The sequence below is a fragment of the uncultured Pseudacidovorax sp. genome (genome assembly GCF_913773995.1).
In the GTDB taxonomy this organism is placed as follows: Bacteria; Pseudomonadota; Gammaproteobacteria; order Burkholderiales; family Burkholderiaceae_C; genus Xenophilus.
This window is the reverse complement of record NZ_CAJYES010000028.1, coordinates 29,025-47,525: the sequence shown is the minus strand read 5'-3', so window position 1 is coordinate 47,525 and position 18,501 is coordinate 29,025. Positions and strand designations below refer to the sequence as shown.

The window sequence follows — 18,501 nt, the reverse complement described above, 5'->3', positions numbered from 1 at the left end:
CGTGGCCGACGAGCCGGTGCAGCTGGCCTACATCGGCGCCTGCACTGGCGCCAAGCTGGAGGACCTGCAGGCCGCCGCCCGCGTGCTGGCCGGCCGCCGCATCGCCGCCGGCATGCGGCTGCTGGTGGCACCGGCCAGCGTGCACGACTGGCAGCGGGCCGAGGCGGCCGGCGTGGCCCAGGTGCTGCGCGATGCGGGCGCCGAGCTGCTGCCCAGTGCCTGCGGCGCCTGCGCCGGCTACGGCCAGGCCATCCAGGGCGCGACGCGGGTGATCTCCAGCACGGCGCGCAACTTCAAGGGCCGCATGGGCTCGGCGCAGGCCGAGGTGTTCCTGGCCTCGCCCTACACCGTGGCGGCTTCGGCGCTGCGCGGGCGCATCACCGATCCGCGCGAGCTGCTGGCGGATGGGCGCTCTTCCGCCATCGCTTCTTCATCGCCGAGCGCAAAGCCATGAGCACATCTCTACCGACGGACGGCGCGGCGCCGGGCCACCGCGTGTGGCGCCTGGGCGCCAATGTCGACACCGACGCCCTGGCCCCCGGCCATGCCATGAAGTTCGGCATGGACGTCATCGCCCGCCACTGCCTCGAATCGATGCGGCCCGAGTTCGCCACCCAGGTGCGCCCCGGCGACGTGGTGGTGGCCGGGCCGGGCTTCGGGATCGGCTCCTCGCGCGAGCAGGCCGCGTCCGTGCTCGTGGCCCTGGGCGTGCGCGCCGTCATCGCGCCCAGCTACAGCGGCCTGTACTTCCGCAACGCCTTCAACGTCGGCCTGCTGCTGCTCACCTGCGCCGACGGAGACGCGCTGCAGGAGGGCGAGCGCATCGGCCTGGCCGTGGACGACCCCGACCGGCCCCAGGTGCGGGCCGCCGACGGCCGCGTGCTCGCCTGCGAACCGGTGCCCGCCTTCCTGATGGCGCGGGTGCGCGCGGGCGGCCTGCTCAACGAACTCAAGCAACGCTTCTCCAAGGAATCCCATGTCTGAAGCCACACTCGATCCCGTCACGCTGGCGGTGCTCAAGGGGCGACTCGAGCAGATCGCCGACGAGATGGACGCGACGCTCTACCGCAGCGCGTTCAATCCCATCATTGCCGAGGCGCACGACGCCTGCCACGGGCTGTACGACGCGGCGAGCGGCGACACCCTGGTGCAGGGCAAGTCGGGCCTGCCCGTGTTCGTGGGCGCCATGGCCTTCGCGGTGCGCGCCGCCAAGCGGGCGGCCGAGGCGCTCGGCGGCATGCGCGAGGGCGAGGTCTGGCTGTTCAACGACCCCTACGAGGGCGGCACCCATGCCAACGACTTCAAGCTGGTGCGTCCGGTGTTCCGCGACGGCCGGCTGCTGTGCTTCCTGGCCTCGGCCGCGCACTGGCACGACGTGGGTGGCGCGGTGCCGGGCAACTACAACCCGGCGGCCACCGAATGCTGGCAGGAGGCGGTGCAGATCCCGCCGGTGCGCATCGTGCAGGGCGGGCAGATCAACCCCGATGTGCTGGCCATCCTGCGGGCCAACACCCGCCTGCCCGACAGCCTGTGGGGCGACCTCAACGGCCAGCTGGCCGCGCTGGAGCTGGGTGCGCGCCGCCTGGCCGAACTGCTCGATGCCTATGGCGACGCCGTGGTGCTGCAGGCCCTGCAGGCACTGCGCGAGCGGGCCCGCCGGCTGATGCGCGCGCAGATCGCCTCGCTGCCCGACGGTGTCTACAGTTTCTCGGACGTGCTCGACAACGATGGCGTGACCGACGAGGCGCTCACCATCGCGCTGGACATGACGGTGCAGGGCGAGCGGCTGGTGCTGGACTTCTCGCGCAGCTCGCCGCAGTGCCAGGGCCCCGTCAACATCTCGCGCGCCACCGCCGTGGCCGCCTGCTACGTGGCGCTCAAGCACCTGTTCCCCGAGGTGCCGGCCAATGCCGGCGTGCTCGATGCGGTGGAGTTCGTCATGCCCGAAGGCCTGGTCATCACGGCGCAGCGCCCGCGGCCGGTGGGCGGCTACACCGAGACCATCCTGCGCATGATCGACGTCATCTTCAGCGCCGCGGCCCAGGCCGATCCGCGCCGCGCCGTGGCGCAGGCCTACGGCACCATCAATGCGCTGTCCATCGCCGGCCACCGCAGCGAGGGCGCACGCAACGGCCAGCGCTGGGTGATGTTCAGCTTCTTCGGCGGCGGCCACGGCGCCCATGCGGGCGGCGATGGCCTCAACCACGGCAATGCGCCGATCTCCACGGCCACCATCCCGCCGCTGGAAATCCTGGAGGCCGCCTATCCCGTGCGCTTCACCGAATGGGCCCTGCGCCCCGGCTCGGGCGGCGATGGCACGCACCGCGGCGGCCTGGGCGCCGTCTACGAGATCGAGCTGCTGGAGCGCCAGGCCCAGGCCTTCGTCTTCGGCGAGCGCGGCAAGTCGGCGCCCAAGGGCATCGCCGGCGGCGGCGATGCGCAGGCCAACCGCTTCAGCTGGCATTCGCAGGGCGCGTGGCACACGCCGCCCATGGTGTCGAAGATGCTGGGCATCACCCTGGAGCGCGGCGACCGCGTGCGGCTCGAAACCCCCGGCGGCGGTGGCTGGGGGCCACCCGCGGGGCGCAGCGCCGACGAACGCGCGGTGGATGCCCGCCGCGGCTATCTGGCCGACGCGGCAGACGCGGCCCACCCAGGAGAACAGCAATGAGCGACGCGCGCACCCGTGTCGTCGGCGTGGACGTCGGCGGCACCTTCACCGACCTCTTCGTGCTCGACGAGGCCGCCGGCACCGCCGAGATCGTCAAGGTGCCCTCCACCCGCGGCGAAGAGTCGGTGGGCTTCATGAACGGCATCGCGCGCGTGGACGACCGCGGCGCGCAGAGCCTGGCCACCATCATCCACGGCACCACCGTGGGCACCAACGCGCTGCTGGAGCGCAAGGTGGCCCGCACCGGCCTGATCACCACGCGGGGCTTTCGCGACGTGCTGGAGATGCGCCGGCGCGACCGGCCCCAGACCTGGGGCCTGCGCGGCGGCTTCGAGCCGGTGATCGAGCGCGCCCTGCGCCTGGAGGTCGACGAGCGCGTGCTGGCCGACGGCAGCGTGCACACGCCGGTGGACCTGGACCAGGTGCGCGCCGCCGCCCGCCAGCTGCTGGAGCAGGGCTGCGAGGCCGTGTGCGTGTTCTTCATCAACACCTATGCCAACCCCAGCAACGAGCAGGCCGCCGTGGCGGCGGTGCGCGCGCTCTGGCCCAACGACCATGTGACGGCGGCGGCCGAGGTGCTGCCCGAGATCCGCGAGTTCGAGCGCGCCTCCACCGCCAGCCTCAATGCCGCGCTGCAGCCCGTGGTGGGCCGCTACCTGGAGCGGCTGGACGGCGACCTGCGCGCGCGCGGCTTCGGCGGCGAGCTGCTGATCGTGCAGAGCAACGGCGGCGTGATGTCGCGCCGCACGGCGGGCGAACTGCCGGTGCGCACGGCGCTCTCCGGCCCGGCCGCGGGCGTCATCGCCTGCGCGGCCATCGCCACGGCCGCGGGCCATCCGGACGTGATCACCGGCGACATCGGCGGCACCTCCTTCGACGTGTCGCTCATCGCGGGCGGGCAGGCTGCCTTGGCCTCGCAGACCAGCATCGACTTCGGCCTGGTGGTGCGCTCGCCCATGATCCAGATCGAGACCATCGGCGCTGGCGGCGGCTCCATCGCCAGCGTGGACGCGGGCGGCATGCTGCAGGTCGGCCCCGAGTCCGCCGGCAGCGTGCCCGGCCCGGCCTGCTACGGCCGCGGCAACGAGCGGCCCACCGTGACCGACGCCAACGTGCTGCTGGGTCGCATCGCGGCGCAGCGCCCGCTCGGCGGTGGTCTGCTGGGCGCGCTGGACGTGGAGAAGGCCCGCGAAGCCATCCGCCGCCATGTGGCCGAGCCGCTGGGCCTGGACGTGCTGGCCGCGGCCGAGGCCATCCTCACGGTGGCCAATGCCAAGATGGCCGGCGCGATGCGGCTGGTCTCCATCGAGCGTGGCCACGACCCGCGGCGCTTCGCCTACATGCCCTTCGGCGGCGGCGGCGGCCTGCATGTGTGCGCCATGATGCGCGAGGTGGGCGTGGTCACCGGCATCGTGCCGCGCTATCCGGGCGTCACCTCGGCCCTGGGCTGCGTGATGGCCGACATGCGCCACGACGCGGTGCAGACCCTCAACCAGGACCTGGCCGCCATCGACTTCGCCGCGCTGCGCGAACTGAGGGCCGGCTTCGAGTCGCGCTGCCGCGCCCGGCTGGACAGCGCCGGCGTGGCCTTCGAGTCGGTGCGCGAGGAACTGGTGCTGGACATGCTCTACCAGGGCCAGACCCACACGGTGGCCGTGCCGGTGCTGGCCGACGCCCTGGACGCCGACGCCGCCCGCGCCGCCTTCGAGACCGCCTACCGCACCGAGTTCGGCCGTGTGCTCGACGGCATCGGCCTGCGCGTCATGAACCTGCGCTATGCCCTCATCGGCGTGCGGCCCAAGTTCGACCTGTCCGTGCTGGCACCGCGCGGCGAGGGCCGCACCGAGCCGCTGGGCGAGCAGCCGGTCTACTTCGGCGGCGACTGGGTGCAGGCACGCCGCTACGCGCGGCTGGACCTGCCGGTGGGCGCGCGCATCGCCGGCCCGGCCATCCTCGAACAGGCCGACACCACCGTCTGGCTCGAACCCGGCTTCGAGGCCGTGGTCGATGCCCTGGGCAACCTCATCCTTCGCCAGCCATGAAAACCGCCCTGGTCATCATCGACCTGCAGAACGACTTCCTCGACGCCCGCGGCGCCTATGCCCGCGGCGGCTGTGCCAACCCGGCCGCGCAGGCCCTGCCCGAGCGCGTGCTGCCGCTGGCGCAGGCCGTGCGCGCGGCCGGCGGCCTGGTGGTGGCCAGCCAGTTCACGCTGTGGCCCGGCGTTGGCGGTGCGCCCATGATCTCGCCGCACCTGCTGGCGCTGCGGCCCTTCCTGCGGCAGGGTGACTTTGCGCCCGGCAGCTGGGGCCAGGCCAATGTGGAGCTGCTGCAGCCGGTCATCGACGCCACGGTGCACAAGGTGGCGTACTCCGCCTTCTTCAACACCCAGCTCGACTGGCTGCTGCGCAAGAACGGCATCGAGCGCGTGGCGGTTTGCGGCATCGTCACCAACGGCGGCGTGGCCAGCACCGTGCGCGATGCGCACATGCGCGACTACGACACCTGGGTGGTGGCCGACGGCTGCGCCGCCTTCAAGCCCGAGACCCATGCCACGGCCCTGGCCGACATGGCCACCGTCGCCCATGTGGTGGACTGCGCCGACTTCGGCGCCCGGGTGCTGGCATGAGCGGCCCTCCGGCGGCCACGGCCGGGTCGGGCACGGCGGCCCGGGTGGTGGTCGAGCCGGGCTTCGAAGCGCCGGTGCAGGCCGACGTGCTGATCGTGGGCGCGGGCGCCTGCGGCCTCGTGGCCGCACTGCTGCTCGCCGATCTGGGCGTCGAGGCGGTGGTGCTGGAGCGCGATGCGCAGCCCAGCGGCTCGACCAGCCTGTCCTCCGGCTTCATTCCGGCGGCCGGTACACGCACGCAGCAGGCGCTGGGCGTCCAGGACAATGCCGAGCGCTTCGCCGAAGACATCCAGGCCAAGGCCCACGGCACGGCGGCGCCGGCCCTGGTGGCGGCCTACACGCAGGCCATCGCCCCGGCGCTGGACCATCTCGAAGCGCGCCATGGCCTGCAATGGGAAGTGCTGACGGGCTTTCTCTATCCGGGCCACAGCCGCCATCGCATGCACACGCTGGCTGCCCGCACCGGCGTCGCGCTGGAGCAGGCGCTGGAGGCTGCGGCCGAGGCGGCGGCGGTGCCCATCCTCTGCGAGGCGCAGGCGACCGAGCTGGTGGTCGACGCGGAGCGCCGCGTGCTCGGCGTGCGCGCCCGTCGGCCCGATGGCAGCGTGGAGGCCATCGGCTGTCGCGCGCTGCTGCTGGCCTGCAATGGCTACGGCGGGGCGCCCGCGCTGGTGCGCCGCTACATCCCGGAGATGGCCGAAGCCACCTTCGGCGGCCACACCGGCAACGACGGCACCGCGCTGCACTGGGGCGAGGCGCTGGGCGCGCAACTCGCGGACATGCAGGCCTACCAGGGCCACGGCTCCTGGGCCGTGCCGCACGGCGTGCTGATGACCTGGGCCCTGATGGTCGAGGGCGGCGTCCAGATCAACCGCGAAGGCCGCCGCTTCCATGACGAGTCGCAGGGCTACTCTGAAGCCGCGCTGCACGTGGTCGCGCAGCCCGGTGGCATCGCCTGGAACGTGTTCGACACGCCGGTGCATGCGCTGGCGCAGGGCTTTCCCGACTTCGTCGAGGCCGAGAGCGCCGGCGCCGTCCGGCGGGCCGATTCGCTCGAAGCGCTTGCGGCGCTCATCGGCTGCGATCCGGGCACGCTCGGCGAGACGCTGTCTGCCTGGACGCCGGGCGAGCCCGATGCCTTCGGCCGCCGGCTGCCGCGCCGCCTCGACGCACCCTTCTACGCCGTGAAGGTGACCGGCGCCCTGTTCCATACGCAGGGCGGGCTCGACATCGATGCACGCACCCGCGTGCTCGATGGCCAGGGCCAGCCGCTACCCAACCTCTGGGCGGCGGGCGGCGCGGCGCGCGGCGTCTCCGGCAACCATGTCAGCGGCTACCTCTCCGGCAACGGCCTGCTCAGCGCGGTGGCGGGCGGCTATATCGCGGCCCATGACATGGCGGCCTTCCTGCGCACATCCACTTCGACATGAACGAGACGACTTCTTCTTCGGCGCGCCCTGGGCGCAGCCCTTCCGTCACTGCAGGCGCCGGGCTTGCCGCGCGCCTGGCGCGGCCCGAGCCCCTGCTGTGCCCGGGCGTCTACGACGCCTTCAGCGCGCTGCTGGCCGAGCAGGCCGGCTTCGAGGCGCTGTACCTGTCGGGTGCCTCCATCGCCTATACGAAGCTGGGCCGCTCCGACATCGGGCTCACCACCTTCACCGAGGTCTGCGACACGCTGGCCCACATCACCGAGCGGGTGCGCACGCCGGTGATCGTGGACGCCGACACCGGCTTCGGCAATGCGCTGAACACGCAACGCACCGTGGCCGGCCTGGAGCGCGCCGGCGCCGCCATGATCCAGCTGGAGGACCAGGGCTTTCCCAAGCGCTGCGGCCACCTGGACGGCAAGACCGTGGTGCCCGTCGCCGAGATGCAGGGCAAGCTGCGCGCTGCGCTGGACGCGCGCCGCAGCGCCGACACGCTGATCCTCGCGCGCACCGATGCCCTGGCCGTGGAGGGCTGGGACGCCGCCATGGACCGGGCCGAGGCCTATCTGGCCTGCGGTGTCGATGCGCTCTTCATCGAGGCTCTGCGCACGCCGGAACAACTGGCCAAGGCCGCGCAGCGATTCGCCGGCCGCGTGCCGCTGCTGGCCAACATGGTCGAAGGCGGCAAGACGCCGATCACGCCCGCGGACGAGCTGGGCCGCCTGGGTTTTCGGATCGTCATCTTCCCGGGCGGCACGGTGCGGGCCCTGGCCCATGCGATGCAGGGCTACTTCGCCAGCCTGCGGGCGCACCAGACCACCGAGCCCTGGCGTTCGTCGATGCTGGATTTCGATGGGCTCAATGCCGTGATCGGCACGCCCGAGCTGCTCGCGCGGGGTCGGCAGTACGAGGGATGAGACGCGGCAGAGGGCGTGCCGTGGCGCCGTGCGCTGCCGACGCCTTCGCCGACGCTGGGGATGGCCGTGAAGGCGTGACGGGGCCTCGCAGGGCTTCGCCTGTCGGCCTGCGCCTACAAAGTGGGACGGCAAAAGCTGAGAAAGTCCAGCACCCTCGCTCCGCCTTGCCCCGATCGCCGCTGGCCTGCCCTGGCCGCCGTGCGCGCCCCCTTCCTGCATGAATTCGCCTTCCGCCCCATCCGCGCTCACGCCACCTTCGGGGCCGGAGCCTGCCGACCTCGCGCGCTGCGAGGACGAGCCCATCCGCATCCCCGGCGCGATCCAGCCGCACGGCCGGTTGCTGGTGATCGACATCGCCAGCGGGCGGCAGACGGCGTGGAGTGCCAACTGGCCCGAGCATGAGCGCCACGCCGCTGTCGCCGAACTGCTGGCCCGCGGGCTGCAGGCCCTGCCGGAGCAGGCCTTCCCGGTGCCGCTGGGCAACTTCGCGGTGGGCGAGGGCGGCCACATGCAGGCCTCGGCCCATGCCCGCGATGGCCGGCTCATCGTGGAGTTCGAACCGCCGCAGGAAGAGCCTGGGCACGGAAGCACGTCCATCTACACGGTGGCACGGGCCTTCATGCCGCGGCTGCAGGCCGTGGACGACATCGAGGCGCTGGCCGTGCTGGCCGTCGCCGAGATGAAGCAGCTCAGCGGCTTCGGCCGCTGTCTGCTCTACCGCTTCGACGAGAACGGCGATGGCCGCGTGCTGGCCGAGGTGGCCGAGGACGGCTACGAGCGCTACACGGGACACCACTTTCCCGCCTCCGACATTCCGGCGCAGGCGCGCGAGCTGTACACGCTCAACCACTTCCGCATCATTCCCGACGCCAACTACACGCCCGTTCCGCTGATCGGGCCGGGCGACGAGCGGCCGGTGGATCTGTCCCAGTCGGGTCTGCGCAGCGTGTCGCCAGTGCACCTCGAGTACATGCGCAACATGGGCACGCTGGCGTCCATGTCGGTGTCGCTGGTGGTGCAGGGGCGGCTGTGGGGGCTGATCTCCTGCCATCACCACCAGCCGCGCCAGCTGGCGCCCACCACGCGCCTGGCCTGCGAGCACCTCGGGCGGCTGGTGTCGCTGCAGATACAGGCCAAGGAAAGCAACGCCTCGGCTGCCCAGCGGCTGGAGCTGCGCAAGCTGATCCTGGAGATCGTCTCGCACCTGTCCGACAGCGATGCCAGCCTGCAGCGCCTGCTGGCCGAGCCGGCGCCCCTGCTGCGGCTGGCGCGCGCCGCCGGCGCGGCCGTGGTGCTCGACGACGAGGTCTGGACCACGGGCGAGACCCCGCCCAAGTCCGAGGTGCTGGCCCTGGCCAGCTGGATCGCCGGCCTGGAAGAGCCGGTCTACGCCAACGACGCCCTGAGTCCGCACACCGTGCCGGCCTGGTCGGCGGGCCAGGAGATCGCCGGCTGCCTGGCGGTGTCGATCTCGCAGGTGCACCGCCACCTGGTGCTGTGGTTCCGGCCGGAGCATGTGCGCACCATCACCTGGGCGGGCGACCCGCGCAAGGAAGTGCGCCCGGAAGACGGCCGCATCCATCCGCGGCGCAGCTTCTCCAGCTGGGCGCAGAAGATCCGCGGCCGCAGCCTGCCCTGGACCGCCGAGGAGCGCGCCGCGGCCGACGAACTGCGCCAGGCGCTCATCGGCATCGTGCTGCGCCGGGCGGAAGAGATGGCCGCCGTGGCCACGGAGCTGAGCCGCGTCAACCGCGAGCTGGAGGCGTTCTCGTACACCGTCTCGCACGACCTGCGGGCACCCATGCGCCACATCGCCGGCTTCGTGGACTTGGTGGTCGACATGGAAGGGCGCCAGCTGTCCGAGCGGGCGCTGCGCTACCTCTCCAACGTCAAGGACGCGGCGGCCTTCGCGGGTGAGCTGGTCGATGCGCTGCTCGACTTCTCGCGCATGGGCCGCACGGCGCTCAAGCTGCGGCCGGTGAAGATGGCGGACCTGATCGAAGGGCTGATCCACGAACTCTCGCGCGGCGACGCCGCCCGCGGCGTGCAGTGGAAGGTGCAGGCGCCGCTGCCCGTGCTGGAGGCCGATCCGCTGCTGCTGCAGGTGGCCACGCGCAACCTGCTCGGAAACGCCCTGAAGTACACGCGGGGGGCCAGCCCGGCCGTGATCCAGGTGAGGGCCATCCGCGAGGCGGACGGCAGCGGCATCGAGGTCGAGGACAATGGCGTCGGCTTCGAAATGAAGTACGTGGGCAAGCTCTTCGGCGTGTTCCAGCGGCTGCATTCCGCGGAGGAGTTCGAGGGCACCGGCATCGGCCTGGCCAACGTCAAGCGCATCGTCGAGCGTCATGGCGGCCGGGTCTGGGCGCATGGCGAACCCGGTCGCGGTGCCCGCTTCGGTTTCGTGCTGCCCCCCCATCCCCCAGGTCCCGCGCAGGATGCGCCCGGAGAACTTCATGCTTAAGCCCATCTTGCTGGTCGAGGACGACAAGCGGGACCTCGAACTCACCCTCATGGCGCTCGAACGCAGCCAGCTGGCCAACGAGGTCATCACCGTGCGCGACGGCGCCCAGGCGCTGGCCTACCTCAACCAGGAAGGCGAATTCGCCGACCGCGGCACGGGCAATCCGGCGGTCATCCTGCTGGACCTTAAGCTGCCCAAGGTGGACGGCCTGGAGGTGCTGGAGCAGGTGCGCGCCAATCCCAGCCTGCGCAGCGTGCCGGTGGTGATGCTCACCTCCTCGCAGCAGGAATCCGACGTGCTGCGCAGCTACGAGCTGGGCGTCAATGCCTACGTGGTCAAGCCGGTGGACTTCAAGCAGTTCGTCTCGGCCATCGCCGACCTGGGCGTGTTCTGGGCGGTGCTCAACGAGCCGCCGCCCGGCTCGGTCAAGACCTCGCGCCGCTATGAGTGAACGGGCGGCCGCTGGGGCGGGCTCTGCCGCCCGGCCCGCCGCGGCGGGGGGCGCACTGGCGCCCTTTCGGGTGCTGATGCTGGAAGACTCGGTCTTCGATGCCGAGTTGCTGATGGAGGCACTGTTGCGTGCGTATCCGCATGCGAAGGTCACCACGGTGCGCGACGAAGCCGGCTATGCCGAGGCCCTGCGGCAGGAGCGCTTCGAGCTCATCCTGTCGGACTTCGAGCTGCCCGGCTATTCCGGCCAGCAGGCGCTGGAGCTGGCGCGCAGTCTGGCGCCGCAGGTGCCCTTCGTCTTCGTCTCGGGCGTCATCGGCGAGGACAACGCCGTCGAGCTGCTGCGCCAGGGTGCCACCGACTACGTGAGCAAGGGCCGCCTCTCGCGCCTGCCGATGGTCGTGGATCGCGCGCTGCGCGAAGTGGCCGTGCGCGATGGGCGCGTGCGCGCCGAGCGCGCCCTGCAGGACAACGACCTGCTCTTCGGCCGCCTGGTCGATTCGCTGGCGGACTATGCGGTGGTGCTGCTGGATGCCCAGGCGCGTGTTCTGCGCTGGAACCTGGGTGCGCGACAGATCTTCGGCTCGGTCGAGTCGGAGGCGCTGGGCCGCCCCCTGCATGAATTCCTCACCAGTCGCGAAGGGCCGCAGCCCATGGAGTGGCTGCACGCCAGCTGCGCCGGTGGCAGCTTCAACGGGCAGCTGTGGCTGCAGCCCGTGCGCGGCGAGCCCTGCTGGGCCGATGTGGTCGTCGCCTGCCTGGATGCCGAGCCCTCGGCCGGGGCGCCGCCGGTGGCCACCAGCCGCGTGCGCTACTGCCTGATCATCCGCGACCGAACTGCCGAGCATCGCAATGCCGAAGCCCTGCGGGCCGCCGTCGCCCAGGCCGAGGCGGCGCAGGAAGACATGGCCCGCGCCAACGAGGCCAAGGACCGCTTCCTGGCCATCGTCTCGCACGAGCTGCGCAATCCGCTGGCCGCCATCTCCTTCGCCGCGCAGTTGCTGCAGCGACTGGCCACCGTGCCCGAGCGCCACAAGGACCTGATCCCCGGCATCCGCCGCAACGTCGAGCTGGAGGCCCGCCTCATCGACGACCTGCTCGATGTCTCCACCATCACCAGCGGCAAGCTGAGCCTTCGCGCCGACCGGCTCGACGCGGCCACGCTGCCGGGCGAGGTGGGCGAGATGATGCGCGGCGCGCTGGCGGAGAAGAAGCTCAAGCTCAGTGTGCGCGGCATGGCCGAAGGCGCCTGGGTGCGGGCCGATGCCGCCCGCATCAAGCAGGTCATCGCCAACCTTCTGCGCAACGCGATCAAGTTCAGTCCGGCCGGCGCCACGATCCGGCTCGAGTCCGAGGTGCATGACGGGCATTTCGTCGTGCGCGTGGTCGACCACGGCATCGGCATCGCGCCCGACGCGCTGGAGCGCATCTTCAAGGCCTTCGAGCAGGCCGACCGCGAGGTCGCACGCCAGTTCGGCGGGCTGGGCCTGGGCCTGGCCATTGCGCGGCACCTGGTCATCGAGCACGGGGGCATGCTCACCGCCACCAGCGCCGGCCCGGGTCAGGGCGCCACCTTCGAGATGCGGCTGCCGCTGGCCGACCGCGAGGAGACCCAGCCCCTGCGCGCCGCGCCCACCCTGCCGCCGGCTCCCGCCGCTGCCCAGGGCGCCCGGGTGCTCATGGTGGAGGACAACGTCCAGGCGGCCGAGCTGTTGATGCTTTTCCTGCAGGACTACGGCTATGCCATCACCCACGCCGCCTCGGTGGCCGAAGGCCTGGCCTGCGCCGCGCAGAAGGAGTTCGACATCGTGCTGACCGACCTGGGCCTGCCCGATGGCAGCGGCGTGGAGATCGGGCGCGCCCTCGGTGCCCGGCTGCCCGTGGTGGCGCTGAGCGGCTACGGCAGTCCCATCGACCGCCAGCGCACCCAGGCCGCCGGCTTTGCCGCGCACCTGATCAAGCCGGCGGACCCGGAGGCGGTGCACGAGACGCTGCAGGCCGCGTTGCGCAGCGCGGCCTGAGCGACGCTGGGTGACGTCAGGCCTGGGGGTCTGCGGTGCCGGGCGACGTGCGCGAGGGCCGACCGGTCTCGTCCGGACGCCAGCCTCCGTCGTCCTTCCGTGTTCGTCAGCCCTGGACGGTCACCGGCGGCAGGCTGCCGCCATCCTGGAGCGGCACCGCCAGGTCGGCCAGCAGCGCCAGCACCTGCTGGGCGGCGCGCTCGCCCTCGGCGATGGCCGCAGCGGCGCGGTGGAAATCCATCGCCGCGATGTCCGACAGGCGCGGACGCACCATCACGTCCGCGGGCTCGCCCGCCATGCGGCTCTGGGTGATGCGCACCTGCATGATGTTGAGGCTGGTGCCCAGCACGTCCAGCAGCGAGGGCATCTCCGTGCCGCTGCCCGCAGGCGCACGCGCGGCCGGCCGCAGCTTGCCGAGCACCGTGGCCAGCACGCCGGCCTTGGGCAGCTCGGCCACGGCCGTGCCATCGGTGGAGGCAGTGCGATTGCGCCGGCCGATCAGGTCCCAGTTGAGGTCCACGGCGATCACGAGGTCGGCGCCCATGGCGCGGCACAGCGACACCGGGATCGGGTTGACCAGCCCGCCGTCCACCAGCAGCCGGTCCTCCTGCTGCGTCGGCGTGAACAAGCCGGGCAAGGCCATCGAGGCCCGCACGGCGTCGATCACCGGACCTTCGCGCAGCCACACCTCGCGGCCTGTCGCCAACTCGGTCGCCACGCAGCCGAAGGCCTTGGGCAGGTCGGCGAAATCCGGGTCCTGCGAATGCTCGCGGAAGAACTTCAGCAGCTTGCCGCCTTCGATCAGCCCGCCGCCCATCTTGAGGTCCAGCATGGCCACCGTGCCCGACCAGGTGAGCTTGCGCACCCAGTCTTCCAGCCAGTCCAGCCGGCCCGCAGCATAGATGGCGCCGACAAGCGCGCCGATGGAGGTGCCGCAGACCACGTCGGGCGCATAGCCCGCCTGCTCCAGCGTGCGGATCACCCCGATGTGCGACCAGCCCCGCGCCGAGCCGCTGCCCAGCGCCAGCCCGATGCGGGGACGGCGGAGCATCAGAAGTCCACCAGGCTGACGCCGACCGAAAGGACGGTGCGCTTGCGGTTGTAGTCGACCAGCGTGTCGCCATAGCCGTGGAACAGCTGCACATGGAAGCGCAGGTCGCTCTTGGCCGGGTCGCCGATGGCGCGCAGCCATTCGAGTCGTACCGAGCCCTTGCCGCTGCCGCCGACCATGCCGCGGACCGTGCCGCGCAGCGTGTTGACGGGGTCCATGTTCCAGGTGCCGATGATCTCGCTGTGGCCGAGGTACTTGGTGATGTCGGGGTTGTCGTCGTCCGCGGCGCTCTCGTGCACGCGCTGCCACACACGGGCGGTGATGGCGAAGCGGTTGTCCAGCTCCACACCGCCCATCAGGTAGACGCGGTTCCAGCTGCGCGACAGCGGCAGGCTCTGGCCGTTGGACTGGTGCACCAGCCCCAGGCCCGCATAGCGCCAGCGCCAGCCGCCGGGCAGGTTCAGGTCGATGGGGTAGGCGTACATGAGCTCGGGCTCATGGTCCGTGGTGCGGAAGGGCCGCGACAGGTCCGAATTGAAGACCTGCCAGGTGGATTGCTGCGTGTAGCCGAACCACAGCGAATCGCGGCGCAGCGGGTCGTTGCGCGTGAGCAGGCCTTCGGCGAGCTTGGTGCGCACGGACAGGCCGATGCGCATCTCGGTGGGCTGGTAGGCCATCGCCGTGCCGGTGTGGCCCTCGGCCGGCGAGGTCGGCGTCTGGGGCCGGCCATCGGCGGTGGAGATCGCCACGTTCAGCGGCCGGTAGCCGCGGAAGGTGAAGGTGCCGCAGCTGCTGCCCTGTTCCAGCTCCCAGAAGCGCGACAGCACCGAGTACTGGCGATCGCGGCAGCCCTCGGGTTCGGCCACGGCGATGACGCGCGTGGCGGGCTGGGCGACGTCCACGGGCTTCTGCAGCGACGGTGCGTCCGGCGGCTGGGCGGTGGCCAGGGCAGGCGGCGCTGGCGGCAGGCTGGCGGCCGGCGCCTGCTGCTGCAGGGCCCAGCGGTCGAAGCAGGCCAGCCGCGCGGCGTTGTCGGTGGACAGCCGCGCACATTGCTGCCAGGTGAGTTGTGCGTCCGCGAGCGGGCTGGGGGGCAGGCCGGGCGCGGGGGCGGCCTGGGCCGGGGCGGGCGTCTGGGCCTGGACGGTCCAGGGCAGGGCCAGCGCCGTCAGTGCCAGGAAACTCAGGGTGAGGGGCGTTTGCGCAGAACGACGGGCACGCTCTGCTCGGTGGCGGTGTTGCGCCATGTTCCAGTGAACTCCTTGCCGCACGAGGCGGGCTGCAGGTCTGTGGTCCAGACCGCGCTGATCGTGCGGCCGTCCCGGGATTCGTCGAGGCTGAGCTGACCGTCAGGGTTGACGTCGCCGGCCAGTTGGGCCAGCGGGGAGCCGGCCTTGGCGATGGTGCCACGCACGCTGCCGGCGTATTCCGGATGCGGGCGCAATTCGACGTCGGCGGGGGCGCCGTCTGTGCCGAAGCGCGCATCCCACCAGCCATACAGGTCCGAGGGCTTCATGTCGCTTGCCGTGGCGGGACAGCCGGGCGGAACCCGGGTGCTTATGCAGCCGGTGATCGCCAGCGCGATCAGCAAAGGGGGCAGAAGGCGCATCGGCGGGTCCTCGGGATGTGTCAGTTCGACGGCTCGGCCGCCGAGGCCGCGGCGGCGCGGCGGGCAAATTCGGCGCGCAGGGCCTTGAGCTTCTCGCGCGGGTCTTCCTTGGCCGTGGTCTTGTCCAGCGCCATCTCGGCGATGAAGCGGCTGGGCGTGGCCTGCACCATCTCGCGGCCCTTCTTGCGGCGCTTCATCCAGCTCACGGCCAGGGTGCGCTGGGCACGGGTGATGCCCACGTACATCAGGCGGCGCTCCTCCTGCAGGCGCTCGGCGATGTTCTCGGCCACCTTCTCCTGGCGGCCTTCGTCGTCCTCGAGCTTGAAGGGCAGCAGGCCCTCGTTCACGCCCACAAGCATCACGTGCGGCCACTCCAGGCCCTTGGAGGCATGCAGCGTGGAGAGGGTGAGCACGTTCTGGTCCTGCTCGCGCTCGCTGATGGTCGACAGCAGCGAGATGGTCTGCGCCACCTCCAGCAGGCTCTTGGCCTCGGGGCCGCTCGTGGCGCCGGAGGCGTCCTCCACCTGGCCGCCGCAGCGCTGCGACATCCAGTCGCAGAACTCCAGCACGTTGGTCCAGCGGCTGGCGGCGGCCTGCTCGCTGTCCTCGCCGTCGTAGAGGTGCTTCTCGTAGTCGATGTCCTTGAGCCAGTCCGTCAGGAAGGCCCGCGCACCCTCGGCGCCCACGGTGTGGCGGGCGCGGTATTCGAGGTCGTTGATGTAGCGGCCGAACTCGTGCAGTCCCTCGATGCCGCGCTTGGGCACGGCGCTGGGCAGCGAGGGCGAGAACAGCGCCTCGAACAGGCTGATCTTGTACTGGCTGGCGAACACGCCCAGCTGCTGCAGCGTGGTGTGGCCGATGCCGCGCTTGGGCGTGGTGACGGCGCGCAGGAAGGCCGGGTCGTCGTCGTTGTTGACCCACAGGCGGAACCAGCCGCACAGGTCCTTGATTTCGGCGCGGTCGAAGAAGCTCTGGCCGCCCGACACCTTGTAGGGAATGTTGGCCCGGCGCAGCGCCTGCTCGAAGATGCGCGCCTGGTGGTTGGCCCTGTAGAGGATGGCGAAGTCGCGCCACTCCTTGTGCGTGGAGCTCTCGCGCAGGCCCTGGATGCGGGCCACGGCGCGCTCGGCCTCGTGCTGCTCGTTGTCGCAGTCCACCACGCGCACCGGCTCGCCCTCGCCAAGCTCGCTGAACAGCGTCTTGGGAAAGAGCTTGGGGTTGGGCCCGATCACGTTGTTGGCCGCGCGCAGAATGGCGCTGGTGGAGCGGTAGTTCTGCTCCAGCTTGATGACCTTGAGCTGCGGATAGTCGATCGGCAGCTTCTTGAGGTTGTCCAGCGTGGCGCCGCGCCAGCCGTAGATGGACTGGTCGTCGTCGCCCACGGCGGTGAAGCGGCCGCGCTCGCCGGCCAGCAGCTTGAGCACCTCGTACTGCGTGGCGTTGGTGTCCTGGTATTCGTCGACCAGGATGTGGCCCAGCAGCTTCTGCCACTTCTCGCGCACCGCCTCGTGCTTGTGCAAGAGCTGCAGCGGCATGCCGATCAGGTCGTCGAAGTCCACGCTCTGGTAGGCCGTCAGCCGCTCCTCGTAGCGGGCCATGATCTTCGCCGTGATGCGCTCGTTGTCGTCCAGCGCCTGGGCCTCGGCCTCGGCCGAATTGAGGCCCATGTTCTTCCACTTGCTGATCGTCCACTGCCAGGTGCGGGCGGTGGCCGTGTCGGTGGTGCCGCCGGCGTCCTTGAGGATCTTGGTGACGTCGTCGGCGTCCAGGATGCTGAACTGCGGCTTGAGGCCGAGCACGGCGCCGTCCTCGCGCATCATGCGCACGCCCAGGGCGTGGAAGGTGCAGATCACCACGTCCTTGGCCGCGCGGCCGATCAGGCCCTTGGCCCGCTCGCGCATCTCGGCCGCCGCCTTGTTGGTGAAGGTGATGGCCGCGATGCGCTTGGGCTCCAGCCCGGCCTGGATGAGGCGGCCGATCTTGTGGGTGATCACCCGCGTCTTGCCCGAGCCCGCGCCGGCGAGCACCAGGCAGGGCCCGTGGAGGTAGTTGACCGCTTCCTGCTGGGCGAGATTGAGGCCGGAGGACATGGCGAGAGGGGGGGAGGGCTGCAGGCGCCGCGGCGCTGGATCGGCCGGACGCAAAAGCGCGCAATGATACTGGCGGGGGCTGGCGACGAGAATGCGCCGCCGTGCTTGCCGTCTTTGCCGCCACCTTCCCCTTCTTCGCGCTGATTGCCCTCGGCTACCTGGCCGCCCGGCGCGGCCTGATGCCCGTCGAGGCGATTCCGGGCCTCAACGTCTTCGTCCTGTACTTCGCGCTGCCCTGCATGCTGTTCCGCTTCGCGGCCGGCACGCCGCTGGCGCAACTGCTCGATGCGCGGGTGGCGCTGGTCTGGGGCGGCGCCGCACTGGCGATGGTGGCGCTGGCCACCGCCGCGGCGCGGCGCGCCGGCCACCGCTGGAACGATGCGGCCTTCGGCGCGCTGGTGGCCGCCTTTCCCAACACCGGTTTCATGGGGGTGCCCTTGCTGGCCGCGCTGCTGGGGCCCGCGGTGGCCGGGCCGGTGATCGTCACCATCGCCTTCGACATGGTGCTGACCTCCTCGCTGTGCATCGCCCTGTCGCGGCTGGACACGCACGAGGGCGGCGCGGCGGCGCAGGCCGTACGGCGCGCGCTGGGCGGTATCGTGCGCAACCCGATGCCCTGGTCGATGGTGCTGGGTGCGCTGGCGTCCGCGCTGCAATGGCGGTTGCCGACGCCGGTGGACCGCACGGTGGGCATGCTGGCGGACGCGGCGTCGCCGGCGGCGCTGTTCACCATCGGCGCCGTGCTGGCCCGATCGGCTCTGCGGGCGCGCGAGGGCGGGGCGCAGCCCCCGCTGCGCGCCGCGCTGCGCGACCTGCTGCCGGTGGTGGGCTTCAAGCTGCTTGTGCATCCGCTGCTGGTGCTCGGCCTGGTGGCGCTGCTTGCGGCCACCGGCGCCGGACTGGCACCGCTCGCCGGGCTGGCCCTGGTGCTGACGGCGGCACTGCCCAGCGCCAGCAATGTGTCGATGCTGGCCGAGCGCTACGGTGCGGACACGGGCAGGGTGGCGCGAATCATCCTGTGGACGACCGTCGGCGCCTTCCTGAGCTTTCCGCTGGCGGTGTCGCTCACGCGCTGAGCCGCGGCCGAGACGGACGCCATAGGCCGTTCGTCACCCTCGGCATGCGAGCTATTCCTACGCCGCGCGGCCGCGGTCCGGCCTAATGTGAGTGCA

Annotated in this window: 15 protein-coding genes; 11 read left to right on the top strand and 4 right to left on the bottom strand. The window is 71.6% G+C overall.

All coding sequences use genetic code 11. The features are described from left to right. From QZ772_RS02770 to QZ772_RS02725, 10 genes are all read left to right on the top strand, one after another. The coding region (locus QZ772_RS02770) for an aconitase family protein (RefSeq protein WP_295522801.1) at positions 1 to 454 on the top strand (454 nt) is incomplete at its 5' end. Next, complete coding sequence (locus QZ772_RS02765; protein ID WP_295522799.1) at positions 451 to 984, top strand: 3-isopropylmalate dehydratase; 534 nt, start codon at positions 451 to 453, stop codon at positions 982 to 984. The genes QZ772_RS02770 and QZ772_RS02765, both read left to right, overlap by 4 nt. Further along, complete coding sequence (locus QZ772_RS02760) at positions 977 to 2,671, top strand: hydantoinase B/oxoprolinase family protein (protein ID WP_295522797.1); 1,695 nt, start codon at positions 977 to 979, stop codon at positions 2,669 to 2,671. The genes QZ772_RS02765 and QZ772_RS02760 overlap by 8 nt, the downstream gene beginning before the upstream one ends. Then, positions 2,668 to 4,713 (top strand): hydantoinase/oxoprolinase family protein, encoded by a 2,046-nt coding sequence (locus tag QZ772_RS02755; protein WP_295522795.1) that lies wholly within the window; start codon positions 2,668 to 2,670, stop codon positions 4,711 to 4,713. Before QZ772_RS02760 ends, QZ772_RS02755 begins: the two co-directional genes overlap by 4 nt. After that, positions 4,710 to 5,300, top strand: coding sequence for a cysteine hydrolase (locus QZ772_RS02750; protein WP_114802766.1), 591 nt, complete (start codon positions 4,710 to 4,712; stop codon positions 5,298 to 5,300). Before QZ772_RS02755 ends, QZ772_RS02750 begins: the two co-directional genes overlap by 4 nt. Then, complete coding sequence (locus QZ772_RS02745; RefSeq protein ID WP_295522793.1) at positions 5,297 to 6,730, top strand: FAD-dependent oxidoreductase; 1,434 nt, start codon at positions 5,297 to 5,299, stop codon at positions 6,728 to 6,730. Before QZ772_RS02750 ends, QZ772_RS02745 begins: the two co-directional genes overlap by 4 nt. Continuing rightward, positions 6,727 to 7,644, top strand: a complete 918-nt coding sequence (locus QZ772_RS02740; protein WP_295522791.1) for an isocitrate lyase/PEP mutase family protein — start codon at positions 6,727 to 6,729, stop codon at positions 7,642 to 7,644. Before QZ772_RS02745 ends, QZ772_RS02740 begins: the two co-directional genes overlap by 4 nt. A 217-nt stretch (positions 7,645 to 7,861) precedes the next feature. Next, positions 7,862 to 10,108, top strand: coding sequence for an ATP-binding protein (locus QZ772_RS02735; RefSeq protein ID WP_295522789.1), 2,247 nt, complete (start codon positions 7,862 to 7,864; stop codon positions 10,106 to 10,108). After that, positions 10,101 to 10,559 carry a response regulator gene (locus QZ772_RS02730; protein ID WP_017758603.1) on the top strand — a complete coding sequence of 153 codons (459 nt, stop codon included), beginning with the start codon at positions 10,101 to 10,103 and terminating at the stop codon, positions 10,557 to 10,559. Before QZ772_RS02735 ends, QZ772_RS02730 begins: the two co-directional genes overlap by 8 nt. Further along, positions 10,552 to 12,579 carry a response regulator gene (locus QZ772_RS02725; RefSeq protein WP_295522786.1) on the top strand — a complete coding sequence of 676 codons (2,028 nt, stop codon included), beginning with the start codon at positions 10,552 to 10,554 and terminating at the stop codon, positions 12,577 to 12,579. Before QZ772_RS02730 ends, QZ772_RS02725 begins: the two co-directional genes overlap by 8 nt. 106 nt (positions 12,580 to 12,685) lie before the next feature. Here QZ772_RS02725 and QZ772_RS02720 read toward each other — a convergent pair whose 3' ends face one another. The 4 genes from QZ772_RS02720 to QZ772_RS02705 are packed head-to-tail and all read right to left on the bottom strand — an operon-like array spanning position 12,686 to position 17,329. After that, positions 12,686 to 13,630: a patatin-like phospholipase family protein gene (locus QZ772_RS02720; protein ID WP_295522784.1), complete on the bottom strand. Its 945-nt coding sequence runs from the start codon at positions 13,628 to 13,630 to the stop codon at positions 12,686 to 12,688. After that, positions 13,630 to 14,877, bottom strand: coding sequence for a phospholipase A (locus QZ772_RS02715; protein WP_295522782.1), 1,248 nt, complete (start codon positions 14,875 to 14,877; stop codon positions 13,630 to 13,632). The genes QZ772_RS02720 and QZ772_RS02715 overlap by 1 nt, the downstream gene beginning before the upstream one ends. After that, positions 14,814 to 15,239, bottom strand: a complete 426-nt coding sequence (locus QZ772_RS02710) for a hypothetical protein (RefSeq protein WP_295522780.1) — start codon at positions 15,237 to 15,239, stop codon at positions 14,814 to 14,816. The genes QZ772_RS02715 and QZ772_RS02710 overlap by 64 nt, the downstream gene beginning before the upstream one ends. Positions 15,240 to 15,259: 20 nt before the next feature. Then, the gene (locus QZ772_RS02705) at positions 15,260 to 17,329 is read right to left on the bottom strand and encodes an ATP-dependent helicase (protein WP_295522778.1); all 2,070 of its coding nucleotides are present in this window, start codon (positions 17,327 to 17,329) and stop codon (positions 15,260 to 15,262) included. A 101-nt stretch (positions 17,330 to 17,430) separates the two neighbouring features. On the opposite strand from QZ772_RS02705, the gene QZ772_RS02700 reads away from it, so the two are divergent. Continuing rightward, the gene (locus QZ772_RS02700; protein WP_295522776.1) at positions 17,431 to 18,405 is read left to right on the top strand and encodes an AEC family transporter; all 975 of its coding nucleotides are present in this window, start codon (positions 17,431 to 17,433) and stop codon (positions 18,403 to 18,405) included. Positions 18,406 to 18,501 lie beyond the last annotated feature (96 nt).

Coding starts and splice junctions, on each gene's coding strand:
- QZ772_RS02765 (WP_295522799.1), top strand. CDS start 451: ATGAGCACATCTCTACCGACGGACGGCGCGGCGCCGGGCCACCGCGTG.
- QZ772_RS02760 (WP_295522797.1), top strand. CDS start 977: ATGTCTGAAGCCACACTCGATCCCGTCACGCTGGCGGTGCTCAAGGGG.
- QZ772_RS02755 (WP_295522795.1), top strand. CDS start 2,668: ATGAGCGACGCGCGCACCCGTGTCGTCGGCGTGGACGTCGGCGGCACC.
- QZ772_RS02750 (WP_114802766.1), top strand. CDS start 4,710: ATGAAAACCGCCCTGGTCATCATCGACCTGCAGAACGACTTCCTCGAC.
- QZ772_RS02745 (WP_295522793.1), top strand. CDS start 5,297: ATGAGCGGCCCTCCGGCGGCCACGGCCGGGTCGGGCACGGCGGCCCGG.
- QZ772_RS02740 (WP_295522791.1), top strand. CDS start 6,727: ATGAACGAGACGACTTCTTCTTCGGCGCGCCCTGGGCGCAGCCCTTCC.
- QZ772_RS02735 (WP_295522789.1), top strand. CDS start 7,862: ATGAATTCGCCTTCCGCCCCATCCGCGCTCACGCCACCTTCGGGGCCG.
- QZ772_RS02730 (WP_017758603.1), top strand. CDS start 10,101: ATGCTTAAGCCCATCTTGCTGGTCGAGGACGACAAGCGGGACCTCGAA.
- QZ772_RS02725 (WP_295522786.1), top strand. CDS start 10,552: ATGAGTGAACGGGCGGCCGCTGGGGCGGGCTCTGCCGCCCGGCCCGCC.
- QZ772_RS02720 (WP_295522784.1), bottom strand. CDS start 13,630: ATGCTCCGCCGTCCCCGCATCGGGCTGGCGCTGGGCAGCGGCTCGGCG.
- QZ772_RS02715 (WP_295522782.1), bottom strand. CDS start 14,877: ATGGCGCAACACCGCCACCGAGCAGAGCGTGCCCGTCGTTCTGCGCAA.
- QZ772_RS02710 (WP_295522780.1), bottom strand. CDS start 15,239: ATGCGCCTTCTGCCCCCTTTGCTGATCGCGCTGGCGATCACCGGCTGC.
- QZ772_RS02705 (WP_295522778.1), bottom strand. CDS start 17,329: ATGTCCTCCGGCCTCAATCTCGCCCAGCAGGAAGCGGTCAACTACCTC.